Raw genomic sequence first — 19,056 nt, forward strand, 5'->3', positions numbered from 1 at the left:
GGGCGGGCGTCCGGGACCGTCAGCGCGGGCCCGGCCCTCCGGGGCCGTCAGGTCCGCGCGGGGCGCGCAGGGCGTGCAGCACCTCCTCCGCCACGGCCTCCCGGTCCGCGAGCAGCCGCCAGGCGGCGATCCGCAGGACGGGGGTGCCGGACCGTTCCACCACCCGGTCCCGCTGCAGGGCGTGCCGGCGTGTCCGGCCCACGGCCGCCTCGCCGGCCGGGCCGTCGACGGCGTGGCCGTCCACCCGCAGGGCGACCGCCGTTCCGTCGGCCCCGTGCGCCAGCGCGTCCACCGCGTAGCCGGCCACCCGCGTCGGGCCGTCGAGGGCGCAGCCACGCGCGGCCAGCGGTTCCCGCAGGAGGGCCAGCAGGCGCCCCGGGCCAGCCCCCGGGACGGCGGGTGGGGAGCCCGGGGCCGCCGCCTCGTCCGCGCCGGCCGTCCCCTCCCCACCGGCCACCGGCTCCGCGGCCCCGTCGGCCAACGCCAATGGGTGGGCCACCGCCAACGGGTCGGACAACGGGGCGGACGCGGCCGGGCCGGCGCCGTCGGTCGCGGCGCGGTGCAGGGCCACCAGGGCGGGGATGTCGAACCGCTCGGCCGCCGCCGCGTCGCCGAACACCACCAGGGCGGCCCGCGCCCGGCTGGCCGCCACGTTGACCAGGTAGGCGTTGTCGTTGATCCAGCCGGCGCTGCCGGCCGGCATGCCCTCGGCCACCACCGGGCTGAACAGCATGACGTCCCGCTCGTCCCCCTGGAAGACGTGCGCCGTGCCGACCCGCAGCCCCAGCGCGCGGCGCCGCTCCTCCTCCACCACGCCGCGCAGCACGCTCTCCAGCAGCCGCGCCTGCGCGGCGAAGGGGGTGACGACGCCGAGGCCGGCCCCCGCGGCCACCAGCCGGTCGGCGTGCTCGCGCACCCAGTCCCGCACCGCGGCGGCCTCGGCCCGGTTGGTGCGTCCACCGCCGCCCGGGGTGCCCTCGGCCGCGCCGCCGGTCACCGTGTGCCAGTGCAGGCCGGGCTCCGGCACGGCCGGGAGGGCGGCGACGTCGGTGAGCGTGCCGAGCCGGCCGGAGTAGAAGGTGCGGTCCAGGTAGTCGGCGATGCGCGGGTGGCACCGGTAGTGCTCGTCGAGCAGGTGCGGCGGCTCGGGGAGCCGGGCGGCGAGGGTGGTGTAGGCGGAGTCGACGCCGAAGGCGAGGTGGCGCTCGACGAGGTCCCGGTAGTCCCAGCCGACGGCGGTGGCCACCGCCTCGGCCTCGTGGCGCGGCGTGGTGACCACCGGCGGGAGCTGGTGCGGGTCCCCGATGACGACCAGCCGCCGCGCCCGGTAGGCCAGCGGGAGCAGGTGGGCGAGCGGGCACTGGGAGGCCTCGTCCACGATCACCAGGTCGAACAGGGCGGGGTCGCAGCCGAAGCTGGGGCGGGTGGAGAGGGTTGAGGTGCCCCAGGCGGGCAGGACGGCCATCGCCTCCTGGAGGGCCCGCCCGGGATCGGCGTCGTCGGCGCGGCACAGTTGGAGCAGCCGGGTCAGTCGCGGCCGCCCCCGCTGCAGGCGGTGCGCCGCCTCGGTGCGGGCGTGCTCCCGGCCGGCCGCCGCCCAGCTCCGGTCGGCGCCCCGGAGGGCGTCCTCCTCGGCCAGCCAGGCGCGGGCGCCGTAGCGGGGGTCGGTGGCGGCGCGGTCGAGTTCCAGCCGGCCGTCCGCCCAGCGCAGCAGCGTCTCCAGGGCGGCGGCCGGGTCCCGGAGCAGTTCCGGGCGGACGCCGGCGCCGGTGAGGAGCCGGCGGGCCCGCCGGACGGCGGCGACCCGGGCCTCGGCGACGCGTTCGGCACGCTCCCGCAGGGCCGCCACGTCCAGTGCCGCCCCGTCCGGGGGCGAGGGGGTGGCTGGGGGCGGCGCGCCGCGTTCGGGCCTCGGGGCGGGCGGGGCGCCCGGATCGGCACTCGGGGCGTGTGCGAAGGGCGCGGGCGGGGCGGACGCGGGTGCGGCGTGGCGGGCGCGGGACGTCGGGCCGCCCGGCTCCGCGGCCGGCCCGTCGCCGCCGGACGAGACTCCGGACGAGACGCCGGGCGCGGCGTCCGGCGGGGAACCGGGCGCGGCACCGACCGGGCGGCCTGTCGGGGGTTCGGCCGGGTGGTGGCCCGTCTCGCCCCACAGGCGGCCGGCCAGCTCCGTCACCTCACGGGCGAGGCGGTGGAGCCGGACGAGTTCGTCGGCGTGGGCGGCGGAGTCGGCCTCGGCCCGGGCACGCGCGGCGGCGGCGCGGGTGACCTCGGCCAGGGTGTCCGCGGGGTCGCGCGAGGGCGGGCCGGTGTCCTCGATGAGCCGGACGAGCCGGGCGGCGAGCTGGGTGCGGTGCCGGCGGCTGCCGGTGCGCAGCAGTGCGGCCGGGTGGGCGGCGCTGGCGCGCCGGGCGGCGACGTCCACCGCGCCGTTGTTGGTGGAGGCGACCAGCGCGGTCATCCCGGCGGCGCGCGCGGTGGCGACCAGGGCGGCGATGAGCTGGCTCTTGCCGGTGCCGGGCGGTCCGGTGATGACGGTGAGGGGCGAGCCGATGGCGAGCCGCACGCCCCGCTCCTGGGCGGCGTTCAGGGGGACGGGGGTGACGACGGGGAGGTCGGAGGCGACCGTCGGCCCCGCGGGTTCGAGGAGGAAGCGGGCGGCGGTGCGGCGCCACTCCTCGGGGCGGGCGGTGTACATCTCCCGCAGGTCGCCGCGGAGTGAGCGGGTGATCTGGTCGCTCTCCCGCACCAGCGCCATGGCGCGGTTGTAGACGCCGGGGACGCGCGGCAGCGGGCCGGTGGCGAGGTGGTGGGGGTCGAGGGGTTCGTGCACCGGCATGCCGGCGGTGTCGGCGACCTTGGTGAGCAGGTCGGCGACGGCGCCGGGGTCGCCGGACGGCAGCGGCTGGTCGAGCAGCGGCTGGACCTCCTCCAGGTCCAGCCCGGCGTAGTGGCGTTCGTCGAGGCTGGCGCGGAGCACCAGCACCAGGTCGTCGACGACGGCGAAGGGTTCGGGTGGTTCGGGTTCCGGTGGGTCGGGGTCGCTGGGGCGGGGCGGGCGCAGCGGCTGGGCCGCGACGGCGGCGGGCGCGTGGCCGGCCCGGGCGGCGCCGGCGGGGGCGTCGTGTACGGCGGGGGTGGCCTGACCGCGTTGCCGTGGGATGGCGGCGGCGGGGGCGCCGTGGCGCGGGGACGCGAGGGGCGAGGCGTCCCTCCTCCGGGGCCGGGCGGGGGGTGCGGCGTGCCCGGGTCGGGCACCGGCCTCGTCGCCGGCGCGTACCGGGGGCGCGAGCCGCACCGCGGCGAGTGGGCCGCAGGTGAGCTCGCCGCGGGCGTCCGCCGCGACGACCAGCGGCCATCCGTAGAGCACCTCCCGGCCGCCTGCGGATTCCGCCTCCGCGGCCAGGTCGGCCAGGTCCTGGTCCTCGGTGAGGGTGCGGCCGCCCGAGGAGATCACGCGTTCCTCGCTGAGCTCCAGTTCCCGCCACTGCCGCCGCTGGTCGAATCGCGGGAGCGGGCAGAGCGCGGACCGTTCGGCGGCGCCATAGGCGTAGGCCACGAGTTGTTGCCAGGAATTCCCGGCGCGGGGTCGCCCGATCTCGGCGAGCCAGCGGGGCATGCCGCCGGAAACCGCCCGCTCCGCGGGGGCGTTCAGCGGAGAGCAGGAGGAGCACCGGACCTTCTTGGTGACCGCGTGCCAGAATCCCGGCTCGCCGGGAAGCACCACCACTCCGCACCGGTCGCAGTGCCCCTGGTAACGCATGCGGGGCAGTGTGCGCCATTCCGTGTGACGGGGCATGAGCGATTCCCTCCATTCGCGAGCGGGCACGGGGCCGGGCCGAAAGGGGTGATACTCACGATGCTCCGGAATACCGATGGTGCGTCATTCCGAACCTCGGATACCGGAAGACTGTGGGTATATGCCCGATCACTGCTTCGATAGTGCGAACAACCGAAGAACTTGTGAAGAACGCGCCTGTGCGCCCCTGGCTCGCAACCCGTCGGCGGGCCGGTTCCCGGGGGCCTGCGGTCCGTCGGATCGGTGTCGGAGGCGGGGAGTTGGCGGGCTCCGCGGGGCCCCGAGCGGATGGGCGGGAATCGGCGGACGGGCGGGCGGCGGGTGCGCCCGCGGGGAGGGGATTCCCTCGTCGGGGTGGTGCGGCGCGGGGTCGGAATGCGGGGCGGGGACTTCGCGGGCGGCCACGGCACGGCTACCCCGGGAGGCCCGCGGTCGCCTTCCGGGTGGTCTTCCGCGCTCGCCGTGATGTCTTTCCTTGACTCCCCGCTCGGCGTGATCCGGAAACGGGGCCTCCGCGGCGTGGAGAACCACGCGGCGCCTCGTCGGGGAATGATCGGGCGTTCCCGGGTGCGGGGCATGGGGGCGCCGCCCCTCGCGCAGTCCGGCGCGGGGTGCCCGAGCGGTGTGGGCGGGGGCGGGATTGGCGGCGCGGGGCGGAGTGCGGCGGCCCGGACGGCCGGCGTCGTCGGCGTAAGCGCGGTGGTCGGCGCCGCGCGGTTTGCGCGGCCGTCACCCTGGTGGTCGGGGGCCGATTACCGGGCGCGGGGGGAACGGTTGGTTCTTCCGCCGGCTTTGTGCGCGGCGGGCCGGGGCCCACGGGGAAGGGGGAATTCGCGCCTTCCGCGGGTGGGCCCCGGCCCGGAGGGTTTCCGGTGTTCCCGCGCGGTCGGCTCGGAGCGGTCCGGTCCGGCGTGGGAATGCGGTGGGAAGCGACGCGGGTGGGCGGCGCTCCCCGCAGGGCGGCGGCGGGGTGGCTCAGATGCGGGTGGTCCGGGCGGTCGCGCCGCGCCGGCGGAACGCCAGGACGGTCATCAGGACGCCGGCCAGCGCCACGGTTACACCGGCGACCGCGAGGGACAGCGTGTCGCTGGCGCCGGTCGCGGCGAGCCTGCCGGTCTGCGCGGCGCCCTGGGGCTGGGCGCCGGAGGTGCCGCCGCCGGACGTGGCGCCGCCCGCGCCGGGTGCGGTGGTGTCCCCGGTCCCGCTGCCGTGCTCGGCGCCCGCCGTGCCGGGGAGGGCGCCGGGTGCCGGGGCGGGCGCCGTGCCGCCGCCGGACGTCCCGCCGGCGGTACCGCCGGGGCCGCCCGTCGAACCGCCGGAGCCGTGGGAGCCGCCGGTGCCGCCCGAGCCGTTGGAGCCGGCGGAACCCGCGGCACCACCGGATGCGCCCACCGTGTCGTCGCCGGCCTCCGGGACGCTGAGGCGGCAGCTCGCCTCGGCGAGGGTGATGCCACCGGTCACCTCGGTGAGGCCGAGCCGCAGCGGGTCGGCGCCGAGGTCGAGCCGGAGCGCCGTCGTGGCGGACCGGTCGTCGTGGGAGACGTGCTCGGTCAGCCGGAGGGTCACCTCGCCGACGCCGGGGATCGGCACCCGGGCGACGCCGGACGCGTCGAGGGAGACCGCCACCCCGGCCAGGCGGAGGTCGCCGACCACCTCGACGCGGGCCCGTGGCACGCCGTCGGCCGGGCAGGAGGCGATCGCGTGGATCTCCTCGGCGTCCAGCAGGTCGGCCCCCGGCAGGGCTCGGGCGCCGAGCCGGACGGTGGCGTCGACCAGGCGGACCTCCGCCTCGGAGAGCGCCGCGTCGCTGGTGGCGCTGCTCGCGGCCAGTCGCGTGGCGACCACGGCGCGGTCCGGGGTGCCGTTCAGCTCGGTGTCGAGGGTGCCCTCCGTGCTGTGCTGCTGGTCCGTGCCGGCCTCGGGGGCGTCGGCGGACTGGGCGGCGACCTCGCCGATCGACGCCTCCACCGGCAGCGTCACGGCCTCGCCGAGCAGGGCGACGGACAGCCCGAGCCGGGCGGTGACCGCCTCCGCGGCGCCCACCGGTTCGGCCGGCGCCTCCGGGGCGGGCGGGCTGGACGGGCCGGCCGGGCCGGCGGACGTGCTGGGGGTGGCCGCCCCGGCCGGGGAGAGCGGCAGGGCGAGGACTCCGGCCGTTCCCGCGGCGAGCAGGGCTGCGGCGCGGCGCCGGGCGGGGCGGAGGGCGGGGCGTTTCGGGCGGGAGGTGCGCACGGTCGTCGAGCTCCTGACTCGGTGGGTACGGGGGCGGCGGGCGCGCGGCCGGCAAGGCGGAGCCGCGCGTGGGCGCGCGGGGACGCGTGGATCGCCGTTCTGCGCGCCATGCTGGGCGCTGGTGCGCCCCCCGTGCCACGAATCGTTTCTTCATCACTCCAGCGGGTGACCGGAATCGAACCCCCGCTCGACGCCGCGCCGGGGGTGGCGTCCCGCCACGGGGCAGGCCGGGCGGGTCACGCGACCGCACCGGTACGGCGACGCGGGGGCGGGCCGCCCCGGACGGCCTGGAGCGACCGGGGCTCACCGAACCGCGGCCCGGCCTTCCGCCGCCCGGCCTTCCGCCGCCCGCCGGGCGCGGCGCAGGCGTCGGGCCCGGGCGCGGCCGGCGGCGGCGTACCACTGGGCGGCCAGCACGGCGGCGAGGGCCAACTCGACCAGGTCGCCGCCGTAGTACATCAGCTGGGCGCCGGCGCGCAGGTCGGCGCCGGTGACGGCGACACCGGGCGGCGCCGCGGCGTAGAGGCTCTTCGCCAGGACGGCGTGGGCCGCGCCGGCGGCCAGCAGGACGGCGCCCCGGTGGTGCGGGCTCCACCGGTGGCGCAACGGGTCGAGCTGGCAGACGGCGAGGGAGAACAGCAGGCCGGCGGCCAGGACGTGGAGGTGCACCGCGGCGTGCGCCAGGGGGTGGTGCTGGGCGGCGGCCAGCAGGGGGGTGCGGTAGAGGAGCCACAGGCCACCGATGTCCAGCAGCGCCGCGGCCGGCGGGCAGAGCAGCCAGGCGGCGGGGCGGGAGTGCGCGAGTGCCAGCACGCCGCGGCGGGTGCGTCCGGGCGGCAGCGTGCGCAGCAGCAGCGTCAGCGGCCGGCCGAGCACCAGCAGGAGCGGCGCGATCATGCCGAGCAGGAGGTGCTGGGCCATGTGGGCGGTGAACGGGCCACCCGGCGCACCGGCCAGGAGGGCCCAGAGCAGGGCGGCGCCGCCGGCGGCGAAGGACGCCTCGCGCGGCCGGGGCCAGGCGTCGCCGCGGCGGCGCAGCCGGGCGGACGCCAGCAGGTACCCGGCGACGGCGGACAGCACGGCCGCGGCGGCGATCGGCGCGACCACGCCGACGCCGGGGCCGCCCGGGGCGGGGTGGAGGTGGGCGGGGATCACGGCGTGCGCCGGCTGGTCCTCGCCGCCCGGGCGGCGAGGGCCAGCCCGGCCAGCAGCAGCAGGAGGCCGGCGATGTTCCACGCCCAGTCGTACGGGGTGACGTCGACGCCGTAGCGGATCTGGTGCAGGCGCAGCAGCTTGTGGTCCACGATGCCGTCGAAGAGCTGGAAGGCGCCGAGGCCGAGCAGGACGCCGGCCCAGGCGTGGGCGGGGGCCAGGGCCCGTTGCCGCAGCAGGTCGGCGAGCAGGAAGAACCCGGCGACCAGGGCCAGCAGTTCGGCGCTGTGCAGCAGGCCGTCGGAGAGCAGGCCGACGCCCGGGGTGGACCGGTCGTAGAAGTGGTGCCAGTGCAGCAGTTGGTGGAAGACGATCTCGTCGACGGCGGCCATCACGGCGGCGCCGATCAGCGCCCCCACGGCCATCGAGCGGCGCGGTCGGGGGCGGGACGCGGTGGCGGGCGGGGCGGGAGGGTTCATGGCGGTCGGCTGCCTTCCTGCCGAAGGGCTTATGGCGCGTGGCGCGCCTACCCGGTCCGGCGGGAGGCGCGATGCCGCGTTCGGGTGAGCCGGCCGGTGGCCGGCGGATCGGGCCGCGGGCGAGGGCGGGCTCCGCCGGGCGCGCGGCGACGCCGCCCGGCAGATGATTAGGGCAGGCATGCCTTAGTGATTCCCCTCACGTCGGGCGGCGACAGATCGGGTCATACCGGGGCGAAACCGCCGGCGTGATGGTGGTGCCGACCGCTCGGGCGGTGAGCGGAGCCGTCGGCGATGGGCAGGATGACTCCATGTCCCACGGCACCTCCCCCGCCCGTCCCACCGTCTCCGACTCCCCGGCACCCGCCGTCTCCGACTCACCGACACCCGCCGAGCGGCGCGCCCGGTACGCGGAACTGCTCGATCGGGTGCAGGGCCTCCCGACCATCGCCGGGCCGCGCCGGCGCACCCTGGAACTGCTGGGGCTGCGGGCCGGCCAGCGGGCCGTGGACGTGGGCAGCGGCATCGGGCGCGCGGTGGCCGAACTGGCCGGCACCGGCGTGCGGGCCGTGGGGCTGGAGCCCGACGAGGCGATGGTGCGGCTGGCGCGCGAGCGGTTCCCGGACGACCGCTTCCCCACCGCCGGGTTCCGGGTCGGCCGGGCCGAGCGACTGCCGTTCGACGACGGCTCGATGGACGGCTACCGCGCCGAGCGGGTGCTGCACCTGCTCGCGGATCCGGCCGTGGCGCTGGCCGAGGCCCGGCGGGTGCTGCGCCCGGGGGGCCGGGTGGTGCTGCTGGGGCCGGACCTGTCGATGGCCGCCCTGGACGCCGACGACGCCGCCACGACGGCCGCCGTGGTCGCGGCGCACGCCGACGGCGTGCCCTCCCCCCGGGCGGCCCGCGCCTTCCGCCGGCTGCTGCTGGACGCCGGCTTCGTCGACGTGGAGGTGGAGGCGCACACCGAGCTGCACACCGACTTCCAGACGGTGGGGCAGCTGGTCACGGCGATGGCGGAGGCGTCCGTGGCGACCGGGGCGCTGGACCGCCCCGCCGCCGACCGCTGGCTGGCCGGGCAGCGGCGCCGCGGGCGGGAGGACCGGTTCCTCATGGCGCTGCCCCTCTTCCTCGCCTCCGCCGCCCGGCCGGCCGGGCCGGACCACGGCGGTGGTCGGCGGGTCCCCGCGCGCCCGGCCGGGGACGGCCGCCCGGCATGACCGCGCGGGCGCCCGACCCCGTGGCGGAAAGCGCCCGCGGCGCCCCGCGCGGCGTGGGCGGGGCGCCGCCGACCGCCGGCATTCCGTCCCTTCGGCAGGGCGCAGCACGTACATTTGCGGTCATGGACGAGGCAGATCACCGTCAGACGCTGGCCGCGCCCGAACGGCTCCGGACGCTTCACGATCTTGGTCTGCTCGAATCCGGGCATGACGAGGTGTTCGACCGCTTCGCCCGGCTGGCGGCCCGGCTCGCCGACGCGCCGGTGGCGCTGGTCAACTTCGTGGACGCCGAGTACCAGCGGTTCCGCGGGAGCGCCGGCACCATGGGGCGGACCGCGAGCGGTGAGCCGGGGCGGGCGACCGCACCGACGGCGGGCCGGACCGAGGCCGGTGCGGAGGGGCCCGCGCCGGGGAACGGGGGCGGGCACACCGTCATACCGGCGGCCCTGCTGGGGAACCTGCCGACCTCCTGCCCGCCGGACGCCCTGCCGCTGGACTACGGTTTCTGTCCGCACGTCGTGGCCCGGGGCTCCACCCTGGCCATCGGCGACCTGCGGGCCGATCCCGCCTACCGGGACAACCCGACGGTCACCGACCTCGGCATGCAGGCCTACCTTGGCATGCCCCTGCAGGACGGCTCCGGCCTGATCCTCGGCACGCTGTGCGTCCTGGACCGGCGTCCGCGCACCTGGCACCGCCAGATCCTGGCGGACCTGCAGGACCTGGCGCACGCCGTCGAGGCGGAGGTGCGGCTGCGCCAGGAGGCTGCCCGCAACCGGCACACCGCCATCACCCTGCAGCGCAGCCTCTTCGAGGAACGCCCGCAGCAGCCGGACAGCCTGCGGGTGGCCGGACGGTACGTCACCGGCACCGTCGGCACGGAGGTCGGCGGGGACTGGTACGACGCCATCCCGCTGGGCTTCGGCCGCACCGCGCTGGTCGTCGGCGACGTCATGGGACGGGGGGTGCACGCGGCGGCGGTGATGGGGCAGCTGCGCACCGCCGTACGGGCCTACGCCAATCTCGACCTCTCCCCCGGCGAGGTGCTGGAACGGCTCGACGACCTCGTCCAGGACATCACCGACGAGCAGATCATCACCTGCGTCTACGCCGTGCACGATCCGGTCGCCGGCGAGGTGGAGTGGGCCAACGCCGGCCACCTGCCGCCGCTGGTCGTGGAGGCCGCCGGCGGGATGCGCCGGCTGTCCAGCGCGGTGGGCGCGCCGCTGGGGGTGCAGGCCGGCCCGTTCACCACCTCGCGCACCGCGCTGCCCAGGGGCGCGGTCCTGGCGCTGTTCACCGACGGGCTGGTCGAGCGGCGCGACCGCGACATCGACGCGGGCCTGCGCCGGCTGGGGGAGGTGCTCTCCGGGGCGGTCCGGGAGGCCGACGGCCCGGACCGGCCGGAGGTGGGCGCCGACGCGGGGGGCACCACCGTGGACGCGGCCAAGGACGCCGAGGTGCTGGACGGCGTCTGCGGCACCACCATGCTGCGGATGATCGGCGCCTCCGGCGGCGAGGAGTGCCGCGGCCCCGGGGGCACCACCCGCTACGCCGACGACGACGCCGCCCTGCTGCTGGCCCGGGTGCCGTCCGACGGCTGCCCGGACGGCTGGCGCGGCCAGGCGAGCCTGCCGCGGGAGCCCGCTTCGGCGTCGGCGGCGCGCCGCTTCGCCCGTGGTCTGCTGGCCGGGTGGGAGGTCACCGGTTCGGTCGGCGACGACATCGAACTGGTGGTCAGCGAGCTGGTCTCGAACGCGCTGCGGCACGGCGCGGGCGAGGTGCTGCTGCGGCTGCTGCGCACCGAGCGTCATGTGCACGTGGAGGTGCACGACGCCGGCACCTCGGCGCCGAGGCGGCGGCGGGCCGCGGCGATGGACGAGAGCGGCCGCGGCCTGCGGCTGATCGCCGACCTCGGGCAGCGCTGGGGGACGCGTCACACGGCCGGCGGCAAGGCGGTGTGGTGCCAGTTCTCCCTGCCGGCCGGTCAGGGCGCCTGCTGATCCGCTGATCCGCCGGGTCCGGGGCGTGCCGGGGCCCGGCGCCGCCGCGGGGGCGGCGCCGGGCGCCGGAGGGTAGCTGGCGGGGCCGTCGGCGGCCGAAGCGGCCGTGGCCGCCGCGCCGGTGCCGACGCGGGCCGACTCGGCGGGGCGTGCATGCGGGGGGTCGGCACGCGCCACCGGGGGTCGTCCCGGCGTCGGCCGCCGGGCACCCGGGTCGGTCAGCCGACCGCCACGAGTTCGCGGTCCTCGTCCTGGATGCGCACCTTGGCGGAGAGCTTCTGGGACCACTGGCCCTTGGTGGCGCCGACGGCGAACTGTCCGAGACGGAGCCGCTGCACGTCGGAGGTGCCGGCCGGCGGGTGGATGTGCACGGCGTCCCGCAGGTACCGCTCCACGTTGTACTCGGCCTGGAGCCCCCGGGCGGCGAAGATCTCCAGCGCGTTGCGCGCCGAGTCGATGGCCAGCTCGGTGTTGATCAGCTTGGCGTTCATCAGCTCGGCGTCGCAGGTCATGCCCTGGTCGAGCATGTGGGAGGCGTGGTAGGCGGCGAGTCGGGCGGTCATCAGCCGGGACTGCATCTCGCCGAGCTTGAGGTTGATCGTCGGCAGCTCGGCGATCGGCTTGCCGTAGAGCACCCGCTCGCTGGCGAAGCGGGCGGTGTCCTCCACGGTGGCCTGGTGGATGCCGAGGGAGACCGCCGCCAGGTTGAGCCTGCCGTACAGCGTGCTGGAGGAGTAGGCGACGGCGAGCCCGCTGCCCTCCTCACCGAGCCGGTTGCTCACCGGGATCCGGCAGTCCTCGAAGATGATCTCCCCGAAGCTGAAGCCGTGCAGGCCGGCCTGCGAGCCGGGGTCGCCGCAGCGGAAGCCCGGACGGTCGCTCTCCACCAGGAACGCGGACAGGCCCCTGGAGCCCTCGCCGGTGCGGAAGACCACGCCGTGCACGTCGCCGATGTGGGAGTTGCCGACGAACCACTTGCGGCCGTTGAGCACGTACTCGTCCCCGTCGCGCACGGCGGTGCCGCTCATGCCGAGGACGTGGCCCCCGGACTCCGGCTCGGTGACCGCGATGGTCGGCAAGGACTCGCCCGAGGCGAACCTGGGCAGCCAGTGGGAGCGCTGCTCCTCGTTGCCGAAGTGGATGACCTTGGCGACGCCGAGCTGGGAGGCCTGCACCATCGCTCCCATGGCCCCGCTCACTCTGGCGAGCTCCTCGATGATGATGGTCTTCGCGAGGTGTCCCATGCCCATGCCGCCGTAGGCGCGCGGGATGGTGACGCCGATCCAGCCCTGGCGGGCGATCTTGCGGGCGATCTCGTGCTCGATGGTGCGCTCCGCCTCCAGGCGAGGCACGTGCGGACGTACCTCCTTCTCCGCGAACTCGCGCACGGTGGCGCGCAGCTGGCGATGCGACGGGGTGGTGAAGTAATCCATGAACGAGGGCACCCTCCGACGAGGCGCCCGGACGCGGCGCGGCAGACGTCACCAGTCCGCGGCCGGGCGGCTGCGAGAACGTCGACCGCCGCCACCCCGCAATGGCCGAAACAAGTCGCCAGCGCGTGGCGCCCGCGGCACGACGGGGCGGGAGCCCCCCGCCGCACCAGCCGACGACCATGCCATGGCATATGCCCATCAACGCCGGTGGCGCCGGTGGTGCACCGTCAAGGAACGGTAAGGACTCACCTGAGGGACGGCGGTGTCCCTCGGGACGGTCGTGACCACATTGTCGTATGCAGAGCGCAGCGAGAACGAAACCTTTCGCCACTTGGCGCAAAATGATCACCATGCGTCCCGGCGCTCACACGCGTAGTACTGGAGGCGCTGCTCTTCGGCCAAGCCGCCGCCGGATCACCGGGAACGGGCGGACAGATGGGGAACAGTTTCAGCCACGCCAGTGGCGCGGATCCGTCCCGTGCCGGGGAGCCTCGCGGAAGTCCTGGAACATGCTGGACGCGCGCGGCAGCACCTCGGTGGCGTCCGGGTCGCCGGAGGCCGGCGGCGGGGGCGCCGGAGGTGTGCCGGGCACGGGCGGCAGCGAGCCGGGAGGGGCGGCGTCCGGCCGGATCACCGGGATGCCGAACGGGTTGGTCCACGGGTTCGTCGGGTCGGGCACCGCGCCCCCGCCGTAGGGGGTGCTCCAGTCGGCGGCGTGGCGCCCGGTGCGCGGCCGTTCCGGCACGGCCGCGCCGGCCGAGGGCGTTCCCGGCAGCGGCGGGGAGCCCGCCGGCACGCCGGCCTGGTACAGCGGGCGTCCGGTGGGCGGCGGCAGCGCGGGGCCGGGCGCGGCGGCGGCCGGGGCGGGGGGCACGGCGAGCCCGCCGGGTGCCGCGGCCACGTGGTGGTGGGCGGCGCCGCCCGCCGGGGCGGTGGTCGGGCCGGTCGACGCCGGGACACCACCGTGGCCGACGGACTGCCAGGGCGCCGGCGAGGAGGGCCGGACCACCGGGGTGGCGGCGGGTGGGGCGCCCCACCCCTGGGCCGGGCCGGCCTCCGGTCGGTCCACCGCCCAGGGCACGAGGAGGGCGTGGACCTCCGCGGCGTTCTCCGGCCGCTGCAGCGGCTCCTTGGCCAGCAGCCGGTCGACCAGGTCGGCCAGCGGCTGCGGCACGTCCGGCCGGTGGCGGGCGACCGGCTCCGGCACGTCGTGCAGGTGCGCCATGATCACCTGGACCGGGGTGCGGCCGTGGAACGGCGGGCGCCCGGTGAGCAGCTCGTACAGCACGCAGCCGAGCGCGTAGAGGTCGCCGGAGGGACCGGCGGTCGCGCCGCGCACCTGCTCCGGCGGGATGTAGCCGGGGGTTCCCGGGACGAGCCCGGTGGCGGTCAGTCGGGCGGCCTCCGGGTCGGCGGCGATGGCGATGCCGAAGTCCAGCACCTTGACCGTGCCGTCCGGCGTCATCATCAGGTTCTGCGGCTTGAGGTCGCGGTGCACCAGCGACTCGGCGTGGGCCCGGGCCAGCACCAGGCACACCTGCGCCCCCACCGCTGCCGCCCAGGAGATCGGCATGGGGCCGTGGGTGGAGAGTATGTCGGCGATGGTCGTGCCGCGCACCAGCTGCATCACCATGTAGAGGGCGTCGCCGTGGGTGCCGGCGTCGTACAGCGTGGGCACGCCGGGGTGCTCCAGCATGGCGGTGACCCGGGCCTCGCGGACGAAGCGCTGCACGGTGTTGCGGTCCAGCGGGACCGGGCGGCCGTTCTGCCGGGGCATCAGGAACTTCACGGCGACGCGCCGGTGCAGCCGCTGGTCGCGGCCGGCCCAGACCTCACCCGTGCCTCCGTGGCCGAGCACCTCGGTCAGCGCGTAGCGGTCGGCGACGACCTCGCCCTCTCTCACCGTTCACTCCCCCGCGTACCTACGCGCGCGGGCGCTGTTGCCCGCCGCACAGTTCGAATGGTACGGGCTGGGGCGGACGCGGCCGAGCGCGGCGGCGCCCGGTGTGCCGCCCGGCGGGGGATTGGAACGGGCGTGCGACATTCGTGGGACGGACCCGCGACAACCGGGCCCGGCGACAGGCGGGCCCGGGGACAGGCGGGCAGCCGGCGGCTGTGCGGGAACCGTGCCCCGGTCGGGATGCCCGGCCAAAGGTGACCCGACCGGGGCACGTCTGTGGCGGCCGGCGGCGTGCCTCCGGCCGGGGGTGGCCCGCCGTCGGCGCCGTCACCGCGGGGGCGGTGACGGGCGACGGGCGGTGCCTTGGCGCCTGCCGCGCTCCGGGGTCACCGGCGCGTGGTGGCGCACTGGCGCGTGGTGCTGACGGGGCGTCGCGGTGGGCGCCCGCCGGGGCGCGCGGTGGTGGGTGCGGGCGCGCGGTGGCGCTCCCGGTGGACCGGCGCGCGCCGCGGCCTCAGTAGCGGACCGCGCGCAGGTAGTCGTGGCCGATCTCGGCCGTGGTCAGTGCCGCAGCGCCGGCCGAGTCGTGCTCGACGACGTACTCCTCGAAGCGGGCGGCGGCGAAGATCCGGGGGAAGTCGAGCACTCCCCGGCCGACGTTCTCGAAGGCGCCGTCCGGGGTCGCGTCCTTGACGTGCGCCTGCCGGAAGCGGCCGGGGGCGCGGGCGACGAACTCGGCGGGGTCGAAGCCGGCGACGTGGGCCCAGTACAGGTCCAGCTCGAAGTGCACGTGCCGCGGGTCGGTCTGCCCGAGCAGCACCTCGATGCCGGTGCCGGTGCCGTCGGTGAGGGTCCGGAACTCGAAGTCGTGGTTGTGGTAGCCGAAGCGCAGGCCGGCGGCGGAGGCGATCCGGCCGGCCCGGTCGAGGTCGGCGGCGTACCGCTCCCACACGGTGCGGTCCCGGTTGCCCCACGGCCCGGTGGGGATCACCAGGTAGTCCTGGCCGAGGGTGAGCGCGTCGGCGACGGTGGCCCGCCAGGCGGCCTCGTCGAAGGGCTGCGGCAGGCTGACGTGGCTGGAGCTGGCGCGCAGGCCGTTGCGGCGCAGCAGCCGGCGCAGTTCCGCCGCGGTCAGGCCGTAGGTCCCGGCCAGTTCGACCTTCTGGTAGCCGATGCGGTTCAGGGCGCGGAGGACTCCCGGCAGGTCGGTGCCGGCCAGTTGGCGCAGCGTGTACATCTGCACGCTGATCTGGTGGGGGTGGATGCGGCGGGGCCGGGAGCCCGGCCCGGCGGGTGCGGGGGCGTCGGTCGGTGCGGCGGTGGCGGTCGCCGGGAGGGCTGCGGCGCCGGCGAACGCCGCGGCGGCGAGGGCGCCGCGCAGGAAGGTGCGGCGTCCGCGGCGGGCGGGGCCGGGGGTGGTCGGGTGCTGGGGTGACTCGTTTCCGTCCTGCGGTGTGCGGTACACGGTTCGCTTTCCCTCGATCGGGTGTCCGGGCCGGCGGCCGGTGGACTCCGGCCGCCGATCACGGCTCGACAGTGGATGGGAAAAATGACATGCGGAGGCGTGGACATGACAAGCCGCTGCTGGTGACGCGACGCACGGCGGAGCCAAGGACTGTCGACGGCTACCCCGCCCGGGTGGGTGGCGCGGCCGCCTGGCTCCCTTCCATCCTGCGCGCCGCCGACGGTTCGTCAACGGTCCCGGCACCGACAAAGGCCGGAAGCGGGCCGGGTTCGCCCCGGAACCCGGCTGACTTTCGCCCGCTGCGGGCGAAAGTCAGCCCGCCACCGACAGGACGATCTTCCCGGTGGTGCGCCCGGTCTCCAGCCGCCGGTGGGCGTCGGCCGCCCGCTCCAGCGGCCAGACGGCGTCCATCTCCACCCGCAGCCGCCCGTCGTCCACCAGCCGGGCCAGTTCCCTCAGCGCCGTGTGGTCGGGCTCGACCATGAAGGACGTGGCGCGCAGACCTCGGCGGCGGGCCTCCTCCGCCACGGCCGGGTCGACCGCGTCCGGCACCACCACCAGCAGCCCGCCGGGCCGCAGCACCTCCAGCGAGCGGCGCTGGTGGTCCGTGTCGCCGATCAGGTCCACCACCAGGTCGACCCCCCGCGCCACCTCCTCGAACGGGGTCGTGGTGTAGTCGATCACCTCGTCGGCCCCGAGCGAGGCGAGGAAGGCGTGCTTGGCCGCCCGCGCCGTGCCGATGACGAAGGCGCCCCGCTCCTCGGCGATCTGCACCGCCAGGTGCCCGACACCGCCCGCAGCGGCGTGCACCAGCACCCGCTGCCCGGGGCGCACGCCGGCGGTGTCCACCAGGATCTGCCAGGCCGTCAGGGCCGCCAGCGGGATGCCGGCCGCCTCGTCGTGGGTCAGCGAGGCGGGCTTGCGGGCGAAGTGCCGGGCCGGGGCGGTCACGTACTCCGCGTAGGCGCGGGCGGCCCGCGGGAACCACGGCATGCCGTAGACCTCGTCGCCCGGGGCGTGGATGGTGACGCCGTGGCCGACGGCCACCACCGTCCCGGAGACGTCCCAGCCCAGGACGTACGGCGGCTCGCCGAGCAGGGCGGCCATGCCACCGCCCCGCCGGGTCTTGGCGTCCACCGGATTCACCCCGGCCGCGTGCACCCGGACCAGGACCTCCGTCGGCACGGGCTCCGGCCGGGCCACCTCCGCCACGCGCAGGACCTCCGGGCCGCCGAAACCGTCCTGGACGACCGCCCTCATGCTGCCGGACATGCCGCGTGCTCCCTCCTGCTCGTGGGCCGTGCGCCCCGGGCGGCGGACCGGCCGCCCGCCCGCCCGCGGCTCAGCCCGATCCTGCCAGGCCCCGAGGCGTACGATGGGTAGAAATCGCCACTTATCCGGATAGAAGACACAAAAGGGGATGAAACTCAAAGCGGCATGTCCACCAGGGACCAGGACGCGGACAACGGGGACACGCGCCGCCCCCGGCACGAGGACGCCGGGTCCGAAGCGACGGGAACGAACGCGCCGACCGGCGAGCGCCGCCACGCGCACGAGGTGAGGCACCGCCCCGCCCGCCCGCGGCGGGTGTCGGCCGCACGTGCCATGCGCGGCGCCGCGGAGCAGCTCGCCGGGCTGATCGGCACCGCGCCGGAGTCGGTCTCCGCCCTCCGGCCGACAGAGGACGGCTGGGAGGCGGACGTCGAGGTCGTGGAGCTGGAGCGGATCCCGGACTCCACCAGCGTGATGGCCAGCTACCGGGTCAACCTCGACGCCGACGGCGAGCTCGTCGGCTACGAACGGCGCCGCCGGTACGCGCGCGGCCAGACCGACCGCCGCGGCTAGCCGACGCCCCCACCCTCCCGCGCCCTCCTCCCTCCACGCGAGAGCCCGAGCCGTCCACGACGGCCGGCGCGACCGGCGCACGGCCGGGCAGCGAAGGAGAACCGAGTGACTGTGATGCCACAGGGCGGTGGCCCTGTCGCGACGACCTCGGGCTCCGGGAACCTGTACGACATCCTGGAGCTCATCCTGGACCGCGGGCTGGTGATCGACGCCTTCGTCCGGGTCTCCCTGGTCGGAATCGAGATCCTCAAGATCGACGCCCGGGTCGTGGTCGCGAGCGTCGACACCTACCTGCGCTTCGCCGAAGCCTGCAACCGGCTCGACCTGGAGAGCGGGCGCAAGGCCCCGAAGCAGCTCTCCGACGTCGTGGGGGACGCGGCCGAAGGAGGGGCGCGGGGCAAGAGCAAGGGCGCCCTCACCGGAGCCGTGCAGGCCTTCACCGACTCCCTCCAGGAGGGGTTCGGCGGACAGGAGGAACACGAGCCGGCCGCGGAACCCCGCCAGGAGCGGCAGGCGACCCGGCACACCGCCCGCCGCAGGGAGGAGTAGCCCATGGCCGTGTACGTCTACGCCGTGACCGACGCCTCCCACCCGCTGCGGCTGGACGGCCTCCCGGGGGTGGGTGACCCCCCGGGGGAGCTCCGCACCGTGCGCGGCGGCCCGCTCGCCGCGGTGGTCAGCGACGCCCCGGGAGAGCTGCGCCCCAAGCGGCGGGACCTGGTGGCGCACCAGGACGTGCAGGAACGGCTGATCGCCGACGGCACCGCCCTGCCGCTGCGCTTCGGCCTGGTCGCCCCCGACGACGCGGCCGTGAAGGCGGAACTGACCGAGCGGGCCGAGCACTACCAGCAGCGGCTGCGCGAGCTGCGGGGCCGGGTGGAGTTCAACCTCAAGGTGGGCCGGGAGGAGGAGTCGCTGCTGCGCGAGATCCTCCTCGACACCCCGCGGGCCCGGGAGCTCAACGACGCCATCCGGGCCGGCCAGGACACCCAGGAGACCCGGATGGCCCTCGGGGAGCTGGTCGCCCAGGAGGTGCAGGCCCGGCAGGAGGCCTTCGCCCGGGACGTCGTCGACGCCCTGCGCCCGGTCGCCCACCGCGAGTTCGTCTCCCCGGCCAAGGACGACCTGGTCAACGCGTCGTTCCTGGTCGACCACGACCGGGCGGAGGAGTTCGCCGCCGCGGAGCGGAAACTCGCCGACCAGTACGGCGAGGACTACCGCTTCCGGCTGCGCGGGCCGCTGCCTCCGTACAGCTTCGTGTGAGGCACCCATGGGACTGATGACCCAGCTCCTCACCCTCCCGCTCGCCCCGGTGCGGGGCGTCGGCTGGGTCGTGGAGCAGGTCCGGCGCTCCGCCGAACAGCAGGCCCACGACCCGGCGCCGGTCGAGCGGGCGCTCGCGGAGCTGGAGCAGGAGCTGCTGGACGGCCGGATCGACGAGGCCGAGTTCGACCGGCGCGAGGACGAGCTGCTGGACCGCCTGGAGGAGATCCGCGCCTACTGGGAGGGCCCGGGCCGGTGAGCCGGAAGGCCC

At 76.7% G+C, this 19,056-nt stretch carries 14 protein-coding genes; 6 read left to right on the plus strand and 8 right to left on the minus strand.

Features of this window, described 5'->3' with window-relative positions; translation table 11 throughout:
• Positions 1-19: 19 nt before the first annotated feature.
• From FHU37_RS28940 to FHU37_RS09995, 4 genes are all read right to left on the minus strand, one after another.
• Entirely contained in the window at positions 20-3,763 is a 3,744-nt protein-coding gene (locus FHU37_RS28940) for a DEAD/DEAH box helicase (protein ID WP_179813863.1), read from the minus strand.
• A 1,011-nt stretch (positions 3,764-4,774) separates the two neighbouring features.
• Positions 4,775-6,031: a hypothetical protein gene (locus tag FHU37_RS09985; protein WP_179813864.1), complete on the minus strand. Its 1,257-nt coding sequence runs from the start codon at positions 6,029-6,031 to the stop codon at positions 4,775-4,777.
• 303 nt (positions 6,032-6,334) lie between these two features.
• Complete coding sequence (locus tag FHU37_RS09990) at positions 6,335-7,186, minus strand: cytochrome c oxidase assembly protein (protein ID WP_312892528.1); 852 nt, start codon at positions 7,184-7,186, stop codon at positions 6,335-6,337.
• Positions 7,183-7,662, minus strand: coding sequence for a DUF2243 domain-containing protein (locus tag FHU37_RS09995; RefSeq protein WP_179813865.1), 480 nt, complete (start codon positions 7,660-7,662; stop codon positions 7,183-7,185). Before FHU37_RS09995 ends, FHU37_RS09990 begins: the two co-directional genes overlap by 4 nt.
• A gap of 308 nt (positions 7,663-7,970) precedes the next feature.
• On the opposite strand from FHU37_RS09995, the gene FHU37_RS10000 reads away from it, so the two are divergent.
• Together FHU37_RS10000 and FHU37_RS10005 are read left to right on the plus strand one after the other, a co-directional pair.
• Positions 7,971-8,876 carry a methyltransferase domain-containing protein gene (locus tag FHU37_RS10000; RefSeq protein ID WP_179813866.1) on the plus strand — a complete coding sequence of 302 codons (906 nt, stop codon included), beginning with the start codon at positions 7,971-7,973 and terminating at the stop codon, positions 8,874-8,876.
• Positions 8,877-8,998: 122 nt separating this feature from the next.
• Positions 8,999-10,879 (plus strand): ATP-binding SpoIIE family protein phosphatase, encoded by a 1,881-nt coding sequence (locus tag FHU37_RS10005; RefSeq protein WP_179813867.1) that lies wholly within the window; start codon positions 8,999-9,001, stop codon positions 10,877-10,879.
• 218 nt (positions 10,880-11,097) lie between these two features.
• On the opposite strand, the gene FHU37_RS10010 is transcribed toward FHU37_RS10005, so the two are convergent.
• The 4 genes from FHU37_RS10010 to FHU37_RS10025 form a co-directional block, all read right to left on the minus strand.
• Positions 11,098-12,312: an acyl-CoA dehydrogenase family protein gene (locus tag FHU37_RS10010; protein ID WP_179813868.1), complete on the minus strand. Its 1,215-nt coding sequence runs from the start codon at positions 12,310-12,312 to the stop codon at positions 11,098-11,100.
• Between the two features lie 448 nt (positions 12,313-12,760).
• Positions 12,761-14,215, minus strand: coding sequence for a serine/threonine-protein kinase (locus tag FHU37_RS10015; protein WP_179813869.1), 1,455 nt, complete (start codon positions 14,213-14,215; stop codon positions 12,761-12,763).
• A gap of 511 nt (positions 14,216-14,726) precedes the next feature.
• Entirely contained in the window at positions 14,727-15,677 is a 951-nt protein-coding gene (locus FHU37_RS10020; RefSeq protein WP_218903994.1) for a sugar phosphate isomerase/epimerase family protein, read from the minus strand.
• 312 nt (positions 15,678-15,989) lie between these two features.
• Complete coding sequence (locus FHU37_RS10025; RefSeq protein ID WP_218903995.1) at positions 15,990-16,949, minus strand: NADP-dependent oxidoreductase; 960 nt, start codon at positions 16,947-16,949, stop codon at positions 15,990-15,992.
• Between the two features lie 165 nt (positions 16,950-17,114).
• Here FHU37_RS10025 and FHU37_RS10030 point away from each other — a divergent pair, with 165 nt between their 5' ends.
• The 4 genes from FHU37_RS10030 to FHU37_RS10045 all read left to right on the plus strand — a co-directional run bounded on the left by FHU37_RS10030 (position 17,115) and on the right by FHU37_RS10045 (position 19,044).
• Positions 17,115-17,522 carry a gas vesicle protein GvpO gene (locus FHU37_RS10030; protein WP_179813870.1) on the plus strand — a complete coding sequence of 136 codons (408 nt, stop codon included), beginning with the start codon at positions 17,115-17,117 and terminating at the stop codon, positions 17,520-17,522.
• 114 nt (positions 17,523-17,636) lie between these two features.
• Positions 17,637-18,071 carry a gas vesicle structural protein GvpA gene (locus tag FHU37_RS10035; protein ID WP_179816157.1) on the plus strand — a complete coding sequence of 145 codons (435 nt, stop codon included), beginning with the start codon at positions 17,637-17,639 and terminating at the stop codon, positions 18,069-18,071.
• Between the two features lie 3 nt (positions 18,072-18,074).
• Positions 18,075-18,785: a GvpL/GvpF family gas vesicle protein gene (locus FHU37_RS10040; RefSeq protein WP_179813871.1), complete on the plus strand. Its 711-nt coding sequence runs from the start codon at positions 18,075-18,077 to the stop codon at positions 18,783-18,785.
• 7 nt (positions 18,786-18,792) lie between these two features.
• Positions 18,793-19,044: a gas vesicle protein GvpG gene (locus FHU37_RS10045; RefSeq protein ID WP_179813872.1), complete on the plus strand. Its 252-nt coding sequence runs from the start codon at positions 18,793-18,795 to the stop codon at positions 19,042-19,044.
• Positions 19,045-19,056 lie beyond the last annotated feature (12 nt).

This window comes from Allostreptomyces psammosilenae, from assembly GCF_013407765.1.
GTDB classification, from domain to species: domain Bacteria; phylum Actinomycetota; class Actinomycetes; order Streptomycetales; family Streptomycetaceae; genus Allostreptomyces; species Allostreptomyces psammosilenae.

Excerpts from the sequence above, each read along its gene's own strand:
- FHU37_RS10005 (WP_179813867.1), top strand. The coding sequence starts at position 8,999 with ATGGACGAGGCAGATCACCGTCAGACGCTGGCCGCGCCCGAACGGCTC.
- FHU37_RS09995 (WP_179813865.1), bottom strand. The coding sequence starts at position 7,662 with ATGAACCCTCCCGCCCCGCCCGCCACCGCGTCCCGCCCCCGACCGCGC.
- FHU37_RS10045 (WP_179813872.1), top strand. The coding sequence starts at position 18,793 with ATGGGACTGATGACCCAGCTCCTCACCCTCCCGCTCGCCCCGGTGCGG.
- FHU37_RS10000 (WP_179813866.1), top strand. The coding sequence starts at position 7,971 with ATGTCCCACGGCACCTCCCCCGCCCGTCCCACCGTCTCCGACTCCCCG.
- FHU37_RS10030 (WP_179813870.1), top strand. The coding sequence starts at position 17,115 with ATGTCCACCAGGGACCAGGACGCGGACAACGGGGACACGCGCCGCCCC.
- FHU37_RS28940 (WP_179813863.1), bottom strand. The coding sequence starts at position 3,763 with ATGCGTTACCAGGGGCACTGCGACCGGTGCGGAGTGGTGGTGCTTCCC.
- FHU37_RS10025 (WP_218903995.1), bottom strand. The coding sequence starts at position 16,949 with ATGTCCGGCAGCATGAGGGCGGTCGTCCAGGACGGTTTCGGCGGCCCG.
- FHU37_RS10010 (WP_179813868.1), bottom strand. The coding sequence starts at position 12,312 with ATGGATTACTTCACCACCCCGTCGCATCGCCAGCTGCGCGCCACCGTG.
- FHU37_RS10035 (WP_179816157.1), top strand. The coding sequence starts at position 17,637 with ATGCCACAGGGCGGTGGCCCTGTCGCGACGACCTCGGGCTCCGGGAAC.
- FHU37_RS10040 (WP_179813871.1), top strand. The coding sequence starts at position 18,075 with ATGGCCGTGTACGTCTACGCCGTGACCGACGCCTCCCACCCGCTGCGG.